General features: G+C 53.2%; 10 protein-coding genes and 1 pseudogene. 6 read left to right on the top strand and 5 right to left on the bottom strand.

Going from position 1 to position 17,507, the window contains the following annotated elements; all coding sequences use genetic code 11:
• Nucleotides 1–36: 36 nt before the first annotated feature.
• The 3 genes from OGV93_RS14375 to aroP form a co-directional block, all read right to left on the bottom strand.
• On the bottom strand, nt 37–987 hold the full coding sequence (locus OGV93_RS14375) for a glycoside hydrolase family 43 protein (RefSeq protein WP_287109632.1): 951 nt from the start codon (nt 985–987) through the stop codon (nt 37–39).
• Nucleotides 987–2,393 carry a glycoside-pentoside-hexuronide (GPH):cation symporter gene (locus OGV93_RS14370; RefSeq protein ID WP_016151715.1) on the bottom strand — a complete coding sequence of 469 codons (1,407 nt, stop codon included), beginning with the start codon at nt 2,391–2,393 and terminating at the stop codon, nt 987–989. The genes OGV93_RS14375 and OGV93_RS14370 overlap by 1 nt, the downstream gene beginning before the upstream one ends.
• Nucleotides 2,394–2,550: 157 nt before the next feature.
• Nucleotides 2,551–3,924 (bottom strand): aromatic amino acid transporter AroP, encoded by a 1,374-nt coding sequence (gene aroP, locus OGV93_RS14365; protein ID WP_085951098.1) that lies wholly within the window; start codon nt 3,922–3,924, stop codon nt 2,551–2,553.
• A gap of 564 nt (nt 3,925–4,488) precedes the next feature.
• Here aroP and pdhR point away from each other — a divergent pair.
• The 5 genes and pseudogenes from pdhR to traT all read left to right on the top strand — a co-directional run.
• Nucleotides 4,489–5,253, top strand: a complete 765-nt coding sequence (gene pdhR / locus OGV93_RS14360) for a pyruvate dehydrogenase complex transcriptional repressor PdhR (RefSeq protein WP_003018699.1) — start codon at nt 4,489–4,491, stop codon at nt 5,251–5,253.
• A gap of 162 nt (nt 5,254–5,415) precedes the next feature.
• A complete protein-coding gene (aceE, locus tag OGV93_RS14355) occupies nt 5,416–8,079 on the top strand; it encodes a pyruvate dehydrogenase (acetyl-transferring), homodimeric type (RefSeq protein ID WP_016151717.1) in 2,664 nt (887 codons plus the stop codon).
• Between the two features lie 14 nt (nt 8,080–8,093).
• On the top strand, nt 8,094–9,986 hold the full coding sequence (gene aceF / locus OGV93_RS14350) for a pyruvate dehydrogenase complex dihydrolipoyllysine-residue acetyltransferase (RefSeq protein ID WP_287109631.1): 1,893 nt from the start codon (nt 8,094–8,096) through the stop codon (nt 9,984–9,986).
• A gap of 175 nt (nt 9,987–10,161) precedes the next feature.
• The gene (lpdA, locus tag OGV93_RS14345; protein WP_016155701.1) at nt 10,162–11,586 is read left to right on the top strand and encodes a dihydrolipoyl dehydrogenase; all 1,425 of its coding nucleotides are present in this window, start codon (nt 10,162–10,164) and stop codon (nt 11,584–11,586) included.
• Between the two features lie 67 nt (nt 11,587–11,653).
• A pseudogene (gene traT / locus OGV93_RS14340) lies at nt 11,654–11,836 on the top strand (complement resistance protein TraT); the annotation flags it as partial.
• A 61-nt stretch (nt 11,837–11,897) separates the two neighbouring features.
• Here traT and OGV93_RS14335 read toward each other — a convergent pair.
• Both OGV93_RS14335 and OGV93_RS14330 read right to left on the bottom strand, forming a co-directional pair.
• The gene (locus OGV93_RS14335) at nt 11,898–12,692 is read right to left on the bottom strand and encodes a DUF2950 family protein (RefSeq protein ID WP_287109630.1); all 795 of its coding nucleotides are present in this window, start codon (nt 12,690–12,692) and stop codon (nt 11,898–11,900) included.
• Between the two features lie 10 nt (nt 12,693–12,702).
• Entirely contained in the window at nt 12,703–14,304 is a 1,602-nt protein-coding gene (locus OGV93_RS14330; protein WP_287109629.1) for a DUF3300 domain-containing protein, read from the bottom strand.
• 447 nt (nt 14,305–14,751) lie between these two features.
• Between OGV93_RS14330 and acnB the strand changes: the two genes are divergently transcribed.
• On the top strand, nt 14,752–17,349 hold the full coding sequence (gene acnB, locus OGV93_RS14325) for a bifunctional aconitate hydratase 2/2-methylisocitrate dehydratase (protein ID WP_287109628.1): 2,598 nt from the start codon (nt 14,752–14,754) through the stop codon (nt 17,347–17,349).
• Nucleotides 17,350–17,507 lie beyond the last annotated feature (158 nt).

Genomic DNA, 17,507 nt, shown 5'->3' with positions numbered 1-17,507 from the left:
ATTGGCCCGGTCGCTTTGTGCTTGCGGGCCAATCTTTCAAAGCGTATCAGCAGGTGGGATGCCAAAATCTGGCATCCCGTTTTCGTTCCAGCGTACCAGCTTCAGACGAGTGTGGCGGTTTGGGTCGTATAGCGGATCGCCCTCGATTTCAGTGTAATTTCTCGCGTGGTACACCAGCACATCTTCTCCTTCCGGCGTTTGCGTAAAGCTGTTGTGTCCCGGCCCGTATTGGCGGTTTTCGTAGCTGGTGGTAAAGACCGGGCGCGGCGATTTGTGCCAGTTCTGCGGGTTGAGCGGATCGGCATTGAGATCAATCCACAATAATCCCATACAGTAGTTCTCATCGGTGGCGCTGGCGGAATAGCTGATAAACAGCTTGTCGCCGTGAACCATGACGGCCGGGCCTTCGTTGACCCAAAAACCCCGGCATTCCCAGTCATACTCTGGATGACTGAGCATTACCGGCTCGCCTTTAATCGTCCATGGATTTTCCAGTTCGGCGAGATAGATATTGGAGTTTCCGGCGATATCGGGGGATTTCTGCGCCCACAGATACCACTGTTTTCCCTGATGGTTAAAGGTGGTGGCATCGAGCGCGAAGGTATCAAACTGCGTTTTAATCTGCCCTTTCTCTGTCCATTGGCCGGTCAGCGGATCGGCGTCTGCACATTCGAGCGCAAACATACGGTGCTGGAACATCCCCAGCTTGTCGAGCGCCTGTGTGTGGGCGGCGGCAAAATAGATGTACCACTTGCCTGCCAGATGATGGATCTCAGGTGCCCAGATCAACTGGCTCATGGGGCCGTTTTCTGGTTTGCGCCAGACGACAACCGGGACGGCAGTGCGTAACCCTTCCAGCGAGTCCGCCCGGCGGATCTCCAGACGATCGTATTCGGGCACTGAAGCAATGAAATAGTAGTGGCTACCGTCACGTAACATAAACGGGTCGGCACGCTGTTCAATAAAGGGGTTTGGCCACTGATTCATTAGGCTTTCCTTACGTTTTCAGTCGTTTTTATATCGTGGTACTCATTCAGTTCACGGTAGTTGGCGCGGCGCTTTTCTAAATCTGTCTGGATTTGTTGCATAAACTCGCGGTCAACTTTCAGCAGACGAACTACGCCTGCGGTAATCAGGTAGCCTACACCCGGTATGATGGTAAACAGCAGCATAATACCGTTAATGGCGGAGTCGCTTTGCGCTTTCGCCCCTGCGTCGTAGCCGTACCAGGAGAGCAGGAAACCAACCATCGCTCCGGCAATCGCCAGGCCCAGTTTCAGGAAGAACAGGTTGCCGGAGAAGCTGATTCCGGTGATACGTTTACCGGTTTTCCACTCGCCGTAGTCATCGACATCTGCCATCAGCGACCAGTGCAGTGGGGATGGGATCTGATGCAGAATGTTGAGCAGGAAGTAAAGCACCATAATCATCATGGTGGCTTTAGGATCGAAGAAGTAAAACGCGCCGGAGAAAATCGCCAGGATGATATTGGTCCAGAAGAAGACTTTCAGTTTGCACCAGCGATCGGTTAACACCTTCGCCAGCATGCTGCCGATCATCATGCCCACAACGCCAAGGCTGATAAACAGCGTTGCGAACTGCGTGCTTTGCTGCATAACCCAGGTTACGTAGTACATGGTGGCGGCCATGCGAATAAAGCCCGGACAGACGTTGCACAGGGTTAACAGCAGGATTTTTACCCACTGATCGTTCTTCCATACGTCTTTCAGGTCGGCTTTTAAATCGTCGTTAGTCGGGACGGCAGGACGTACGCGCTCACGGACGGTTGCAAAGCAAAACAGGAACATACACATGCCGATGAAGGCCAGCACTGCCATCGCCATCTGATAGCCTTTAGCTTTATCTTCCCCGCCAAACCAGTCCGCCATTGGCAGCAAGGTGAGGGAGAGCAGCAGGGTTGCAATTCCTACCAACACAAAGCGATATGACTGGCAGGCGACACGTTCCTTTGGATCGTTAGTGATGACGCTGCCGAGCGAGCAGTAAGGGATGTTGATCGCCGTATAGGTGATAGAGAGCAGGAAGTAGGTGACGAACGCATAGATTACTTTGCTGTTATATGTCCACTCAGGGGTGGTAAACATGAGTACGCTAAATAATGCGTATGGGAAAGCCATCCACAAAAGCCATGGACGAAATCGACCATATTTGCTGCGGGTGCGGTCGGCCATCGCGCCCATAATAGGGTCGGTAACGGCATCTATAACGCGTACTGAGAGCAGTAACACGCCGACCAGGGCCGGTGCCAGGCCAAAAATATCTGTGTAAAAATAGTTAACAAACAACATGATGGCGCCAAAGATGATGTTGCATCCGGCGTCGCCCATTCCATAGCCGATCTTTTCTTTCACCGTGAGCTTACTGGTTTCCATCAACTGCACTCCATTAATAAGATATGGAGATAATTATTGTCTGGCAGAGGTGTTTTTGCGTTGCAGGATAACGCCAGTGATATGGACGAAACAGTCGTGAGTGGGAAAGTGTGAGGCAGGTAACAACCCCCACCTGATGCAGGTGGGGGAGGGAGAATTAATGTGCTTTAGCTACTTTGGCGGTTTTCTGTTTGCACAAATAGCCGATGCCAAGAATGGCAATCCATACCGGGATTAAGTACACCGAAATCGCCATGCCCGGCGTCATCAGCATAATCACCAGCACTGCAGCCATGAAAATCAGACATACCCAGTTACCAAGCGGATAGAGCAGCGCCGGGAAACGGGTGGTAACGCCTTGCTGCTGTTTGGCTTTGCGGAACTTCATGTGCGCCAGGCTAATCATTGCCCAGTTGATCACCAGTGCGGAAACCACTAGCGCCATCAGCAGGCCAAAGGCGGATTCCGGTGCCAGATAGTTGATCAGTACACACAGAGCCGTAACCAGCGCGGAGACCAGAATGGTGTTCACCGGTACGCCGCGTTTGTCGACGTTCATTAGCGCTTTTGGCGCGTTACCCTGCTGTGCCAGACCGAACAGCATACGGCTGTTGCAGTATACGCAGCTGTTATACACAGAAAGGGCAGCGGTCAGCACTACGATGTTCAGAGCATTGGCAACAAAGGTGTCGCCCAGCTCGTGGAAAATAAGGACAAACGGGCTGGTATCTGCCGTGACGCGCGTCCACGGCATCAGGGAAAGCAGAACAGCCAGCGAACCTACATAGAAAATCAGGATACGGTAGATAACCTGGTTGGTTGCTTTGGGAATGCTTTGCTCCGGGTTATCGGCTTCTGCTGCGGTGATCCCGACCAGCTCCAGCCCACCGAAAGAGAACATAATAATAGCCATCATCATCACCAGACCGGTGAAGCCGTGCGGCAGGAAGCCCCCCTGGCTCCACAGGTTACTGACGCTGGCCTGCGGGCCGCCGTTGCCGCTAAACAGCAACCAGCCGCCGAACAGAATCATCGCAACCACGGCAATGACTTTGATAATGGCGAACCAGAACTCCATTTCCCCAAACACTTTCACGTTGGTCAGGTTGATGGCGTTGATCAGCACGAAGAAGGCTGCAGCTGAAACCCAGGTGGGGATATCCGGATACCAGAACTGGATGTATTTACCTACGGCAGTCAGTTCAGCCATGGCAACCAGGACGTACAGTACCCAATAGTTCCAGCCAGAAGAGAAGCCCGCAAAACCGCCCCAGTATTTATAAGCAAAGTGGCTAAAGGAGCCTGCAACCGGCTCTTCAACCACCATTTCACCTAACTGACGCATAATCAAAAAGGCGATAAAGCCGGCAATTGCGTAACCCAGAATAATCCCCGGTCCTGCAGACTGGATAACGGATGCGCTACCGAGGAATAACCCGGTACCAATCGCGCCACCCAGCGCGATTAGCTGTATATGGCGGTTCTTAAGACCGCGCTTGAGCTGATCGCCATGCTGTTGACTTTCCATCATTAAACCTCGTGTGTGGTTTTACTCTTCATATTTCGAGTACTTATTTTTTGAACTACGCAGCAATGCGTGTGTAAGTTTGCAATTCCGTTTGTTGTATTTATTTGTTTACAGATGCTTTATATAAAATGTTGCCTCAATGCTTTTGTCTTGATCAGAATAATGATATGCGAGCGCGAATGCACCTGCTTTATGCGGGCAAGATGACGAGTTGAATAAAAAGAAACCATTTGTAAATGCGAGTTTATCTACCACAAAATTTCCATTTTGAATTTTTATTCACTAATTGTGGCTAATGTGTCGATAAATAATCAGGTGAATCGGTTCAGATGAGATATTTTTTCGTTTCAATTCCGTTAAAACTACCCCGTGGTGGGTAAATTTAACATTTGTGCATAGTTACATGTTTGAAACGTTATTTCTGTAATGTTGTTAAAATATGCCCCCTTTACTGATTTCAATCAAAACCTGTATGGACAGAAGGTGAATACTTTGTTACTTTAGCGTCAAGAACATGAAATTGGTAAGACCAATTGACTCCGGGCAAATGGCTTAAGACAGGAAATCATGGCCTACAGCAAAATCCGCCAACCAAAACTCTCCGATGTGATTGAGCAGCAGCTGGAGTTTTTAATTCTTGAGGGGACACTTCGCCCCGGAGAAAAACTCCCACCGGAACGCGAGCTGGCAAAACAGTTCGACGTCTCCCGCCCCTCCTTACGCGAGGCGATCCAACGCCTTGAAGCGAAGGGGTTACTGCTTCGTCGTCAGGGCGGTGGCACTTTTGTTCAGAGCAGCCTGTGGCAGAGCTTTAGCGACCCACTGGTAGAGCTGCTCTCCGACCATCCTGAATCCCAGTTTGACCTGCTTGAGACGCGCCATGCGCTGGAAGGTATTGCAGCCTATTACGCTGCACTGCGCAGCACGGATGAAGACAAAACGCGTATCCGTGAACTCCACCATGCGATCGAGCTTGCTCAACAGTCCGGCGATCTTGACGGCGAATCTGACGCGGTACTCCAGTATCAAATTGCTGTCACCGAAGCGGCACATAATGTGGTGCTGCTCCATTTGCTAAGGTGTATGGAGCCGATGCTGGCCCAGAACGTTCGGCAAAACTTCGAATTGCTGTATGCGCGTCGCGAGATGCTGCCGCTGGTGAGCAGTCACCGTACCCGCATCTTTGAAGCAATTATCGCCGGGAAGCCTGAAGAAGCGCGTGAAGCGTCTCACCGTCACCTGGCGTTTATCGAAGAGATTCTGCTGGACAGGAGCCGTGAGGAAAGCCGTCGTGAACGCGCCTTACGCCGTCTGGAGCAACGAAAGAATTAGTGATTTTTCTGGCAGAACGTTAACCAGAAGATGTTGTAAATCAAGCGCTATCGAAAGGCGCGGCAACTAAACGCAGAACCTGTCTTATTACGCTCTCTGGTGAGAACGTAATGGGACAGGTTCCAGATAACTCAACGTATTAGATAGATAAGGAATACCCCCATGTCAGAACGTTTCCCAAATGACGTGGATCCGATCGAAACTCGCGACTGGCTACAGGCGATCGAATCGGTCATCCGTGAAGAAGGTGTTGAGCGTGCTCAGTATCTGATCGACCAACTGCTTTCAGAAGCTCGCAAAGGCGGCGTGAAAGTAGCGGCAGGTGCTGGGGCCAGCAATTATGTAAACACTATTGCCGTTGAAGATGAACCGGAATACCCGGGCAATCTGGAGCTGGAACGTCGTATTCGTTCTGCTATCCGCTGGAACGCCATCATGACCGTACTGCGCGCGTCTAAAAAGGACCTCGAGCTGGGTGGCCACATGGCATCCTTCCAGTCCTCCGCAACGGTGTATGATGTTTGCTTCAACCACTTCTTCCGTGCACGCAACGAGCAGGATGGCGGCGATCTGGTTTACTTCCAGGGCCACATCTCTCCGGGCATCTACGCTCGCGCATTCCTGGAAGGCCGTCTGACTGAAGAGCAGATGAACAACTTCCGTCAGGAAGTACATGGCAAAGGCCTGTCTTCCTACCCGCACCCGAAACTGATGCCGGAATTCTGGCAGTTCCCGACCGTATCTATGGGTCTGGGCCCAATCGGTGCAATCTACCAGGCTAAATTCCTGAAATATCTGGAACACCGTGGCCTGAAAGATACCTCTAAACAAACCGTTTACGCCTTCCTGGGCGACGGCGAAATGGATGAGCCAGAATCTAAGGGTGCTATCACCATCGCGACCCGTGAGAAACTGGACAACCTGGTCTTTGTTATCAACTGTAACCTGCAGCGTCTTGACGGTCCGGTCACCGGTAACGGCAAGATTGTTAACGAACTGGAAGGCATCTTCGCGGGCGCTGGCTGGAACGTTATCAAAGTCATGTGGGGCGGTCGTTGGGATGAACTGCTGCGTAAAGATACCAGCGGTAAACTGATCCAACTGATGAACGAAACCGTTGACGGCGACTACCAGACCTTTAAATCCAAAGATGGCGCATACGTACGTGAGCACTTCTTCGGTAAATACCCGGAAACCGCAGCCCTGGTTGCTGACTGGACTGACGAGCAGATTTGGGCTCTGAACCGTGGTGGTCACGATCCGAAGAAAGTCTACGCTGCACTGAAGAAAGCGCAGGAAACCAAAGGCAAAGCAACTGTAATCCTGGCCCATACCATCAAAGGTTACGGCATGGGTGACACCGCCGAAGGTAAAAACATCGCTCACCAGGTTAAGAAAATGAACATGGACGGCGTGCGTTATATCCGCGACCGTTTCAACGTTCCTGTGACCGATGAGCAGGTTGAAAACCTGTCTTACATCACCTTCCCGGAAGGTTCTGAAGAGCACACTTATCTGCACGCTCAGCGTCAGAAACTGCACGGCTATCTGCCTGCTCGTCAGCCGAACTTCACCGAGAAGCTGGAACTGCCTGCTCTGGAAGACTTCGGTGCGCTGCTGGAAGAGCAGAACAAAGAAATCTCCACCACTATCGCTTTCGTTCGTGCCCTGAACGTAATGCTGAAGAACAAGTCGATTAAAGATCGTCTGGTTCCGATCATCGCTGACGAAGCGCGTACTTTCGGTATGGAAGGTCTGTTCCGTCAGATCGGTATCTACAGCCCGAACGGCCAGCAGTACACCCCGCAGGACCGTGAGCAGGTTGCTTACTATAAAGAAGACGAGAAAGGTCAGATCCTGCAGGAAGGCATCAACGAACTGGGTGCTGGCGCATCCTGGCTGGCTGCTGCGACCTCCTACAGCACCAACGATCTGCCGATGATTCCGTTCTACATCTACTACTCCATGTTCGGGTTCCAGCGTATCGGTGACCTGTGCTGGCAGGCAGGCGACCAACAGGCTCGCGGCTTCCTGGTAGGGGGAACTTCTGGTCGTACGACGCTGAACGGCGAAGGTCTGCAGCACGAAGATGGTCACAGCCATATTCAGTCTCTGACTATCCCGAACTGTATCTCTTACGATCCGTCTTACGCGTACGAAGTAGCGGTCATCATGCACGATGGTCTGGAGCGTATGTACGGTGAGAAACAAGAGAACGTTTATTACTACATCACCACGCTGAACGAAAACTACCACATGCCGGCAATGCCAGCAGGTGCCGAGGAAGGTATCCGTAAAGGTATCTACAAACTCGAAACCCTCGAAGGTAAGAAAGGTAAAGTTCAGCTGCTGGGCTCCGGTTCTATCCTGCGTCACGTGCGTGAAGCAGCACAGATCCTGGCGAACGACTACGGTGTTGGTTCTGACGTTTACAGCGTAACCTCCTTCACTGAACTGGCGCGTGATGGCCAGGATTGTGAACGCTGGAACATGCTGCACCCGATGGAAACTCCGCGCGTTCCGTACATCGCTCAGGTGATGAACGACGCTCCGGCAGTGGCATCTACTGACTATATGAAACTGTTTGCCGAACAGGTTCGTACTTATGTACCGGCTGATGATTATCGCGTACTGGGTACTGACGGCTTCGGTCGCTCTGACAGCCGTGAAAACCTGCGTCACCACTTCGAAGTTGATGCTTCTTATGTGGTTGTAGCGGCCCTGGGCGAACTGGCTAAACGTGGCGAAATCGATAAGAAAGTGGTTGCTGACGCAATCATCAAATTCAACATCGATGCAGATAAAGTTAACCCGCGTCTGGCGTAAGAGGTAAAAGAATAATGGCTATCGAAATCAATGTACCGGACATCGGGGCTGATGAAGTTGAAATCACCGAGATCCTGGTCAAAGTAGGCGACAAAGTTGAAGCTGAACAGTCGCTGATCACCGTAGAAGGCGACAAAGCCTCTATGGAAGTTCCGTCTCCTCAGGCAGGTATCGTTAAAGAGATCAAAGTCTCTGTTGGCGACAAAACTGAGACCGGCAAACTGATCATGATTTTCGATTCCGCCGATGGTGCAGCAGCCGCTGCACCTGCTCCGGCAGAAGAGAAGAAAGAAGCCGCTCCGGCAGCAGCACCTGCTGCGGCAGCGGAGAAAGAAGTACACGTACCGGACATCGGCGGTGACGAAGTCGAAGTTACCGAGGTTATGGTTAAAGTGGGCGACACCGTTGCGGCTGAACAGTCTCTGATCACCGTTGAAGGCGATAAAGCGTCGATGGAAGTTCCGGCGCCGTTCGCGGGCACCGTTAAAGAGATCAAAATCAACACGGGCGACAAAGTGTCTACCGGTTCTCTGATTATGGTCTTCGAAGTTGCAGGCGCAGCGCCTGCTGCAGCACCGGCTCAGGCGGCAGCTCCAGCAGCAGCGGCGGCTCCGGCAGCTTCTGGCTCGAAAGAGGTTAACGTTCCGGATATCGGCGGTGACGAAGTTGAAGTCACTGAAGTGATGGTTAAAGTGGGCGATAAAATTGCCGCTGAGCAGTCACTGATTACCGTTGAAGGCGATAAAGCGTCGATGGAAGTTCCGGCACCGTTCGCGGGTACCGTGAAAGAAATCAAAATCAGCACCGGCGACAAAGTCAAAACCGGTTCTCTGATTATGATCTTCGAAGTTGAAGGCGCAGCACCTGCTGCCGCTCCAGCTGCCGCGGCTGCTCCAGCCTCTGCAACTGCACCGGCTCAGGCTGCTAAACCAGCCGCAGCTCCGGCCGCGAAAGCGGAAGGTAAATCTGAGTTCGCTGAGAACGACGCTTACGTTCATGCAACACCGCTGATTCGTCGCCTGGCGCGCGAGTTCGGTGTAAACCTGGCGAAAGTGAAAGGTTCTGGCCGTAAAGGTCGTATCCTGCGTGAAGACGTTCAGGCTTACGTTAAAGACGCTATCAAGCGTGCTGAAGCTGCTCCGGCAGCAGCAGGCGGCGGTATTCCGGGCATGCTGCCTTGGCCGAAAGTGGACTTCAGCAAGTTTGGTGAAATCGAAGAAGTGGAACTGGGCCGTATCCAGAAAATCTCTGGTGCTAACCTGAGCCGTAACTGGGTGATGATCCCGCACGTTACTCACTTCGACAAGACCGATATCACCGATCTGGAAGCGTTCCGTAAACAGCAGAACGCCGAAGCTGAAAAACGTAAACTGGATGTGAAATTCACGCCAGTGGTCTTCATCATGAAAGCCGTTGCCGCCGCTCTGGAACAGATGCCACGCTTCAACAGCTCTCTGTCTGAAGACGGTCAGCGTCTGACCCTGAAAAAATACATCAACATCGGTGTTGCGGTAGATACGCCGAATGGTCTGGTTGTTCCGGTCTTCAAAGACGTGAACAAGAAGAGCATTACCGAGCTGTCTCGTGAACTGACCACCATCTCCAAGAAAGCGCGTGATGGCAAGCTGACCGCTGGCGAAATGCAGGGCGGTTGCTTCACCATCTCCAGCATCGGTGGCCTGGGCACGACCCACTTCGCGCCGATTGTGAACGCGCCGGAAGTGGCTATCCTCGGTGTCTCCAAGTCCTCTATGGAGCCAGTGTGGAACGGTAAAGAGTTTATGCCGCGTCTGATGATGCCGATTTCGCTCTCCTTCGACCACCGCGTAATCGACGGTGCTGATGGTGCGCGCTTTATCACCATCATCAACAACATGCTGTCTGACATTCGCCGCCTGGTGATGTAAGCGAAAAAGCCGGCCCGACGGCCGGCTTTTTTCTGGTAATCTCATGAAGTCAGTGAGGTTATTGTGCGAAAGACAAATCGGTTGCCGTTTGTTGTTTCAAAATTGTTAACAATTTTGTAAAATACGGGCGGATAGAACGACCCGGTGGACGACGGGTATAAATTAAGAGGTCATGATGAGCACTGAAATCAAAACTCAGGTCGTGGTACTTGGGGCAGGCCCTGCAGGTTACTCTGCTGCCTTCCGTTGCGCAGATTTAGGTCTGGAGACCGTCATCGTAGAACGTTACAGCACCCTCGGTGGTGTTTGTCTGAACGTCGGCTGTATCCCTTCTAAAGCGCTGCTGCACGTAGCAAAAGTTATCGAAGAAGCCAAAGCGCTGGCTGAACACGGTATCGTTTTTGGCGAGCCGAAAACCGATATCGACAAGATTCGTACCTGGAAAGAAAAAGTTATCACTCAACTGACCGGCGGTCTGGCGGGTATGGCCAAAGGCCGTAAAGTGAAAGTGGTTAACGGTCTGGGTAAATTTACCGGGGCGAACACCCTGGAAGTTGAAGGTGAAAACGGCAAAACCGTGATCAACTTTGACAACGCGATCATCGCGGCGGGTTCCCGTCCGATCGAACTGCCATTCATTCCGCATGAAGATCCGCGCGTGTGGGATTCCACCGATGCACTGGAACTGAAAACTGTTCCTAAGCGCCTGCTAGTAATGGGCGGCGGTATCATCGGTCTGGAAATGGGTACCGTGTACCATGCGCTGGGTTCAGAGATCGACGTGGTTGAAATGTTCGACCAGGTTATCCCGGCTGCCGATAAAGACGTGGTTAAAGTCTTTACCAAACGCATCAGCAAGAAATTCAACCTGATGCTGGAAACCAAAGTAACTGCCGTTGAAGCGAAAGAAGACGGTATCTACGTTTCCATGGAAGGCAAAAAAGCGCCTGCTGAAGCTCAGCGTTACGATGCAGTGCTGGTGGCTATCGGTCGTGTACCGAACGGCAAAAACCTCGACGCGGGCAAAGCTGGCGTGGAAGTTGATGACCGTGGCTTCATCCGCGTTGACAAACAGCTGCGTACCAACGTGCCGCACATCTTTGCTATCGGCGATATCGTCGGTCAGCCGATGCTGGCGCACAAAGGTGTTCACGAAGGTCACGTTGCCGCTGAAGTTATCGCCGGTAAGAAACACTACTTCGATCCGAAAGTTATTCCATCCATCGCATACACTGAACCAGAAGTTGCATGGGTTGGCCTGACTGAGAAAGAAGCGAAAGAGAAAGGCATCAGCTTTGAGACCGCCACCTTCCCGTGGGCTGCTTCTGGTCGTGCTATCGCTTCCGACTGCGCAGACGGTATGACTAAACTGATTTTCGACAAAGAATCTCACCGTGTTATCGGTGGTGCGATTGTCGGTACCAACGGCGGCGAGCTGCTGGGTGAAATCGGTCTGGCGATCGAAATGGGTTGTGATGCTGAAGACATCGCGCTGACCATCCACGCGCACCCGACTCTGCACGAGTCTGTGGGCCTGGCGGCAGAAGTGTTCGAAGGTAGCATCACCGACCTGCCAAACCCGAAAGCGAAGAAAAAGTAATCTTCCCGCTTTTGTGAAAACGCCTCTTCGGAGGCGTTTTTTTTGCCTGAAAGCTACCAGTTTTGGTAACGTTGCCGCACTGCGCCAGGGCACGTCCGGTATCAAGCTGCAAACCAGCAGCGTGCAGGGCGATCGCGCAAAATACCAGACCCGCGTCGTGTCTAATGCCAACAAAGTGAACCTGAAGTTCGAAGAAGCGAAACCGGTTCTGGAAGCGCAGCTGGCGAAATCCGTCGCTAACATCCTGTAATCTCTCGTGAGTTGGCCGGAGGGGCTTCGCTTCCCCGGTCAACTCACTATTTGACTGGCATTCAGGGCACTACGGGCTGCCAGTTTTTATCCAGATGATATGCGGTTAACGCCTGGGCTTTCTGTTGTGAATCAACGCCGAGATCGGCCTGGTAGACTTTATCATCACCGTTAATCATAAAACTCATAACACCAGTGTGATCGTAGCTGACGGGCCAGGCAACCATCGCAAAGCCGCTGGTTTTATCGGGAAGGATACGGAAACGATAGCCGTGATAGCCCGTGCCAGGCTCCTGCGGACTAAAGGCCGGGCCAAGCGGGCTTGGCGCTTCGCCGGGCGAAACAGGCCAGTACAGACCATCTTTTTTCCCTTCAGAACTGACAATCTTTTGCGCGTATTTTTGGTTCATCGCAAAGTAGCTTTGCTGAGCATCAACATAGGCGTGTAATGCTTCAATAGCGGCAAGTTCGTTGCGCCCAATCTCACGGGTCAGGATCTCTTCGGCCGCTTCCTTGATATCAAATTGCCAGCCGGAAGCGGTTTTAACAACCGGGATCGGCAGTTGCCAGTCGCTGTCCCCGACCACCAGGTGCGCGCTATTGCCGTCGATGACAGTATTATGGCGGACCTTCCAGTCGCGCAGGAAGCGATCAACCGCATCAGGATCGACGCCTTCCGGTGGCAGAAACTCGCGCCAGTTTTCCCCGAGCAGGTTGTTCATCGCGCTTTCATTCTGCTCGCTTATCGCGGTTGCCAGGGCATCGGTCGCCTGGTCTGGTGTGCTGAAGGATTGCTGTGCCATCGCGGTGGTCGAAACCATGAATAACACCATTCCACTGAGTAGTTTATTTTTCATGTCGCTTCCCTTAACGATGACGGAATTCACGGTGTTCAGCACGGTCGCCGGATAGCTGGCGAGATGGCTGGTTGCGGGCGACCTGCCTGCTTTGAGCCCCTCGCTGCTGCTGCGCCTGCCAACTGGCGGAGCGACTGTCGTTGCCGCTCAGCGCATTGGCCCGCGGCTGGCTGGTACGCTGTTGAAGATTGCGCTGCTGCACGTTGCGTTGCTGCGCTGGTTGCGTGACCCGTTTCTCTTGTCGCTGAGTGGCGGCCTGGCGATGTTCATGTTGCTGAGCGTTTGCCCGTTTTGCCGTTTGCGGTTTGCTATCGTAACCACGGTAGTTATTACGCTGGGAAATTTGCTTTAGCTGTTGGCTGGATGCCTGACGCTGGGCGTCTTTCGTTCCCGTACGCGCCGTCTGGGGGAAGGTTTTCCCCGTTGATTTTTCCATCTGGCTCAACGCTGCCTGACGCTGGCTATCACGGTTGACCGGTCTTTGCTGGGTTGAGCTTAGGCCCGTAGCCGTGTTAGTGGAGTGGAAGCGGTTATTGAGCTGGCTATTAGGGTACGGAACCCCTTCGCGATAGGCCGGGTTGTGCTGCCAGGTACGGTTGGCATCCGTCAGACGCTGTCCACTGATTTTATTGAAGTTATCTACGTTGATATTGATGTTGTTATCACCGTTGCGGTTATAGCCGCCATGGTTATCCCAGTCATCGTTATGATGGTGATCCCAGTCATCGTCGTCATCCCAGTCAATATTGCTGAAGATGGCATAAGTTGTGGCGACGCCGAGGCTGAAGCCTAAACCGTTAACGAAGCTGTTGCCAAACTGCTCGCCGGGCGTTGGCGGTAGATAGGTTGGCGGATAGGCGGTGTTCGGCCAGGTACCGTAAACCGTATTTGGGTTATAGGTGGGAACGTAAACTACCTGCGGGTCGGCGGATTCAATTTTGATTACCGTTGGGCTTGCTGAGGCGGCGGTCGTGGCTGTTGTGGTCGTTGACTCGCTGGTAACGGTTTTAGCCGGAGCTGCTTTGGCCACGGTGGTAACAGTCTGCTGCGGTGTTGATTGCAATGCTCCGGTCTGTTGCGCCAGCGCACGCAGGCGTTGAACGGAATCCATAACCTCTTTCGGCTGCGCAAGGAATGCATCGCCCAGGCTCTGTACCCACGGCGGATTTTCACCCATCAGCGACATCAGCTGTGGAAACGCCACCAGCGATTTCACGCTGGGATCCCAGGGTTGGCTGGCAACGGCCTGAATGGCGGCATCACCCTGCATTTTGGGATTGTCTTTTGACCACTGCGCGGCCTGGATGACGTTGGCCGGGTAGGTTGAGGCCATCAAAATTTGCGACAGCAGTGAATCCGGATAGAGCGCGATAGGCGCAACCCACTGATCGATTTGTGCCGATGTGTACGTAGGGGCTGCGGTGGGCGCTGGTTGATCGGCCGGGGCAGGGGCCGCTACGGGAGCTGGAGCCGGTGCGGACGGTTGCTGTGCGACGGGGGCTGGAGCTGCTGGCTCCGTTGCGCGACTTTTAACGAACATCACGCCAGAGGCGGCAAACAGCCCTGCACTGCACAGAAGGACAAGCAGATGTGGCTTAAAGGGCAACTTCATAAAATGACTCCAACGAGACAAGCGCTGTGCCGTGAGGCGTTCTGTTGCCGCGAGTATTATTCACCCGTGTTAGATAGTTTTGACTTTTATTGGGGATTCACCCGGCAGGTCCGGAAAAAGAGTGTGAAGATTTATTACACAATTATATCTCATGGCTGAAAAATCGCTGGAATATTCAGCATGTCGCGCTTGAAAATCAACCGTTTCACATCGTTTTTAGGGAGCCTAAATTACGCCCCGCCTTGTCGCTACACCATTCTTAACGATTCAGCCAATTTTTTATGTTGCTTTTTTGTAAACGGATTAACACTTAATGAAAATCCTGTTATTGTGCCTTACGCGGTACCGGGCATTTACCCTACTAACTACTGTCTCACAGGAGCGTGAAGAGAATCGCCCATCTACAAAAGCGCCGCATTATGACAATGAGAGCGAGGAGATATCGTCGTGCTAGAAGAATACCGTAAGCACGTAGCTGAGCGTGCTGCCCAGGGGATTGTGCCAAAACCGTTAGACGCAACCCAAATGGCCGCACTTGTCGAGCTGCTGAAGACCCCGCCTGTGGGCGAAGAAGAATTCCTGTTAGACCTGTTGATCAACCGCGTTCCTCCTGGCGTAGATGAAGCCGCTTATGTTAAAGCAGGTTTTCTCGCTGCCGTCGCGAAAGGCGACACCACCTCCCCGCTGGTGACTCCAGAAAAAGCCATTGAACTGCTGGGCACCATGCAGGGTGGTTACAACATTCATCCGCTGATCGACGCGCTTGACGACGCAAAACTGGCGCCGATTGCCGCCAAAGCGCTCTCTTCAACGCTGCTGATGTTCGATAACTTCTACGATGTAGAAGAAAAAGCCAAAGCGGGCAACGAATATGCGAAGCAGGTAATGCAGTCCTGGGCCGATGCCGAATGGTTCCTGAACCGTCCAGCTCTGGCTGAAAAAATCACCGTTACCGTGTTTAAAGTGACGGGTGAAACTAACACCGATGACCTCTCTCCGGCACCGGACGCATGGTCTCGCCCGGATATCCCTCTGCACGCGCTGGCGATGCTGAAAAACGCCCGTGAAGGTATCGAACCGGACCAGCCGGGCGCGGTAGGCCCGATCAAACAGATTGAAGAATTGCAGAAAAAAGGCTACCCGCTGGCTTATGTGGGTGACGTTGTTGGTACCGGCTCTTCGCGTAAATCTGCAACCAACTCCGTACTGTGGTTCATGGGCGATGATATCCCTCATGTACCGAACAAGCGCAGCGGCGGTCTGTGTCTCGGCGGCAAAATTGCACCGATCTTCTTCAATACCATGGAAGATGCGGGCGCACTGCCAATCGAAGTGGACGTCTCGAACATGAACATGGGCGACGTGATTGACGTTTACCCGTTCAAAGGAGAAGTGCGTAACCACGAAACCGGCGAATTGCTGGCAAGCTTTGAGCTGAAAACTGATGTGCTGATCGACGAAGTGCGCGCTGGTGGCCGTATTCCGCTGATCATCGGTCGTGGCCTGACTACCAAAGCGCGCGAAGCGCTGGGACTGCCGCACAGCGACGTATTCCGTCAGGCGAAAGACGTGGCGGAAAGCAGCCGCGGCTTCTCTCTGGCGCAGAAAATGGTGGGCCGCGCCTGCGGCGTGAAAGGTATCCGTCCGGGCGCGTACTGCGAACCGAAGATGACCTCCGTGGGTTCTCAGGATACCACCGGCCCGATGACCCGTGATGAACTGAAAGACCTGGCGTGCCTGGGCTTCTCTGCTGACCTGGTGATGCAGTCCTTCTGTCACACTGCCGCGTATCCGAAGCCGGTTGACGTGACCACGCACCACACTCTGCCGGACTTCATCATGAACCGTGGCGGCGTGTCGCTGCGTCCGGGGGATGGCGTAATCCACTCCTGGCTGAACCGCATGCTGTTGCCGGATACCGTCGGCACCGGCGGTGACTCCCATACTCGTTTCCCGATTGGCATCTCCTTCCCGGCGGGTTCTGGCCTGGTGGCGTTTGCTGCTGCGACCGGCGTGATGCCGCTGGATATGCCGGAATCCGTTCTGGTGCGTTTCAAAGGCAAAATGCAGCCGGGGATTACCCTGCGCGATCTGGTACACGCCATTCCGCTGTACGCGATCAAACAGGGTCTGCTGACCGTTGAGAAGAAAGGTAAGAAAAACATCTTCTCTGGCCGCATCCTCGAAATCGAAGGTCTGCCGGATCTGAAAGTGGAGCAGGCGTTCGAACTGACCGATGCCTCCGCTGAACGTTCCGCTGCCGGTTGTACCATCAAACTGAACAAAGAGCCGATCGTTGAGTATCTGAACTCTAACATCGTTCTGCTGAAGTGGATGATCGCTGAAGGTTACGGCGATCGCCGTACGCTGGAGCGTCGTGTGCAGGGGATGGAAAAATGGCTGGCGGATCCGCAATTGCTGGAAGCCGACGCTGACGCAGAATACGCGGCGGTGATCGACATCGATCTGGCGGATATCAAAGAGCCAATCCTGTGTGCACCGAACGATCCGGACGACGCGCGTCTGCTGTCTGACGTGCAGGGCGAGAAGATCGATGAAGTCTTCATTGGCTCCTGCATGACTAACATCGGCCACTTCCGTGCGGCGGGTAAACTGCTGGATGCGCACAAAGGCCAGTTGCCGACGCGTCTGTGGGTGGCTCCGCCAACCCGTATGGATGCGGCGCAGCTGACCGAAGAAGGCTACTACAGCGTGTTTGGTAAGAGCGGTGCGCGTATTGAGATCCCTGGCTGTTCGCTGTGCATGGGTAACCAGGCGCGTGTGGCTGACGGCGCAACGGTGGTCTCGACCTCTACCCGTAACTTCCCGAACCGTTTAGGTACCGGGGCGAACGTCTACCTGGCTTCTGCGGAGCTGGCGGCGGTTGCGGCGCTGATTGGCAAACTGCCGACGGCGGAAGAATATCAGACCTATGTGGCGCAGGTTGATAAGACGGCGGTGGATACTTACCGTTATCTGAACTTCGACCAGTTGTCTCAGTATACTGAGAAAGCCGATGGTGTGATTTTCCAGACCGCGGTGTAATACGCTAACGCGATTTGTGTAAAAACGCATCAATGCCCGGAGAAGTCTGCTTCTCCGGGCATTTTTATTTCTGTTCCTTATACCCGCTACGCTTTTTTTCTGCCGCGCTGCTGCGATAATTACAGCAAGGTGCAATGCGGTATTGGCGTATTGCCGGG

Source organism: Citrobacter sp. Cb031 (assembly GCF_030336725.1).
GTDB lineage: Bacteria > Pseudomonadota > Gammaproteobacteria > Enterobacterales > Enterobacteriaceae > Citrobacter > Citrobacter braakii.
Note: the sequence above shows the minus strand (reverse complement) of the source record. Positions and strands in the feature narration are given on the sequence as shown.

What these genes read in the sequence shown, in the direction of transcription:
- aceF (WP_287109631.1), top strand. Translation starts at nt 8,094, where the DNA reads ATGGCTATCGAAATCAATGTACCGGACATCGGGGCTGATGAAGTTGAA.
- aroP (WP_085951098.1), bottom strand. Translation starts at nt 3,924, where the DNA reads ATGATGGAAAGTCAACAGCATGGCGATCAGCTCAAGCGCGGTCTTAAG.
- aceE (WP_016151717.1), top strand. Translation starts at nt 5,416, where the DNA reads ATGTCAGAACGTTTCCCAAATGACGTGGATCCGATCGAAACTCGCGAC.
- lpdA (WP_016155701.1), top strand. Translation starts at nt 10,162, where the DNA reads ATGAGCACTGAAATCAAAACTCAGGTCGTGGTACTTGGGGCAGGCCCT.
- OGV93_RS14330 (WP_287109629.1), bottom strand. Translation starts at nt 14,304, where the DNA reads ATGAAGTTGCCCTTTAAGCCACATCTGCTTGTCCTTCTGTGCAGTGCA.
- OGV93_RS14375 (WP_287109632.1), bottom strand. Translation starts at nt 987, where the DNA reads ATGAATCAGTGGCCAAACCCCTTTATTGAACAGCGTGCCGACCCGTTT.
- OGV93_RS14370 (WP_016151715.1), bottom strand. Translation starts at nt 2,393, where the DNA reads ATGGAAACCAGTAAGCTCACGGTGAAAGAAAAGATCGGCTATGGAATG.
- OGV93_RS14335 (WP_287109630.1), bottom strand. Translation starts at nt 12,692, where the DNA reads ATGAAAAATAAACTACTCAGTGGAATGGTGTTATTCATGGTTTCGACC.
- pdhR (WP_003018699.1), top strand. Translation starts at nt 4,489, where the DNA reads ATGGCCTACAGCAAAATCCGCCAACCAAAACTCTCCGATGTGATTGAG.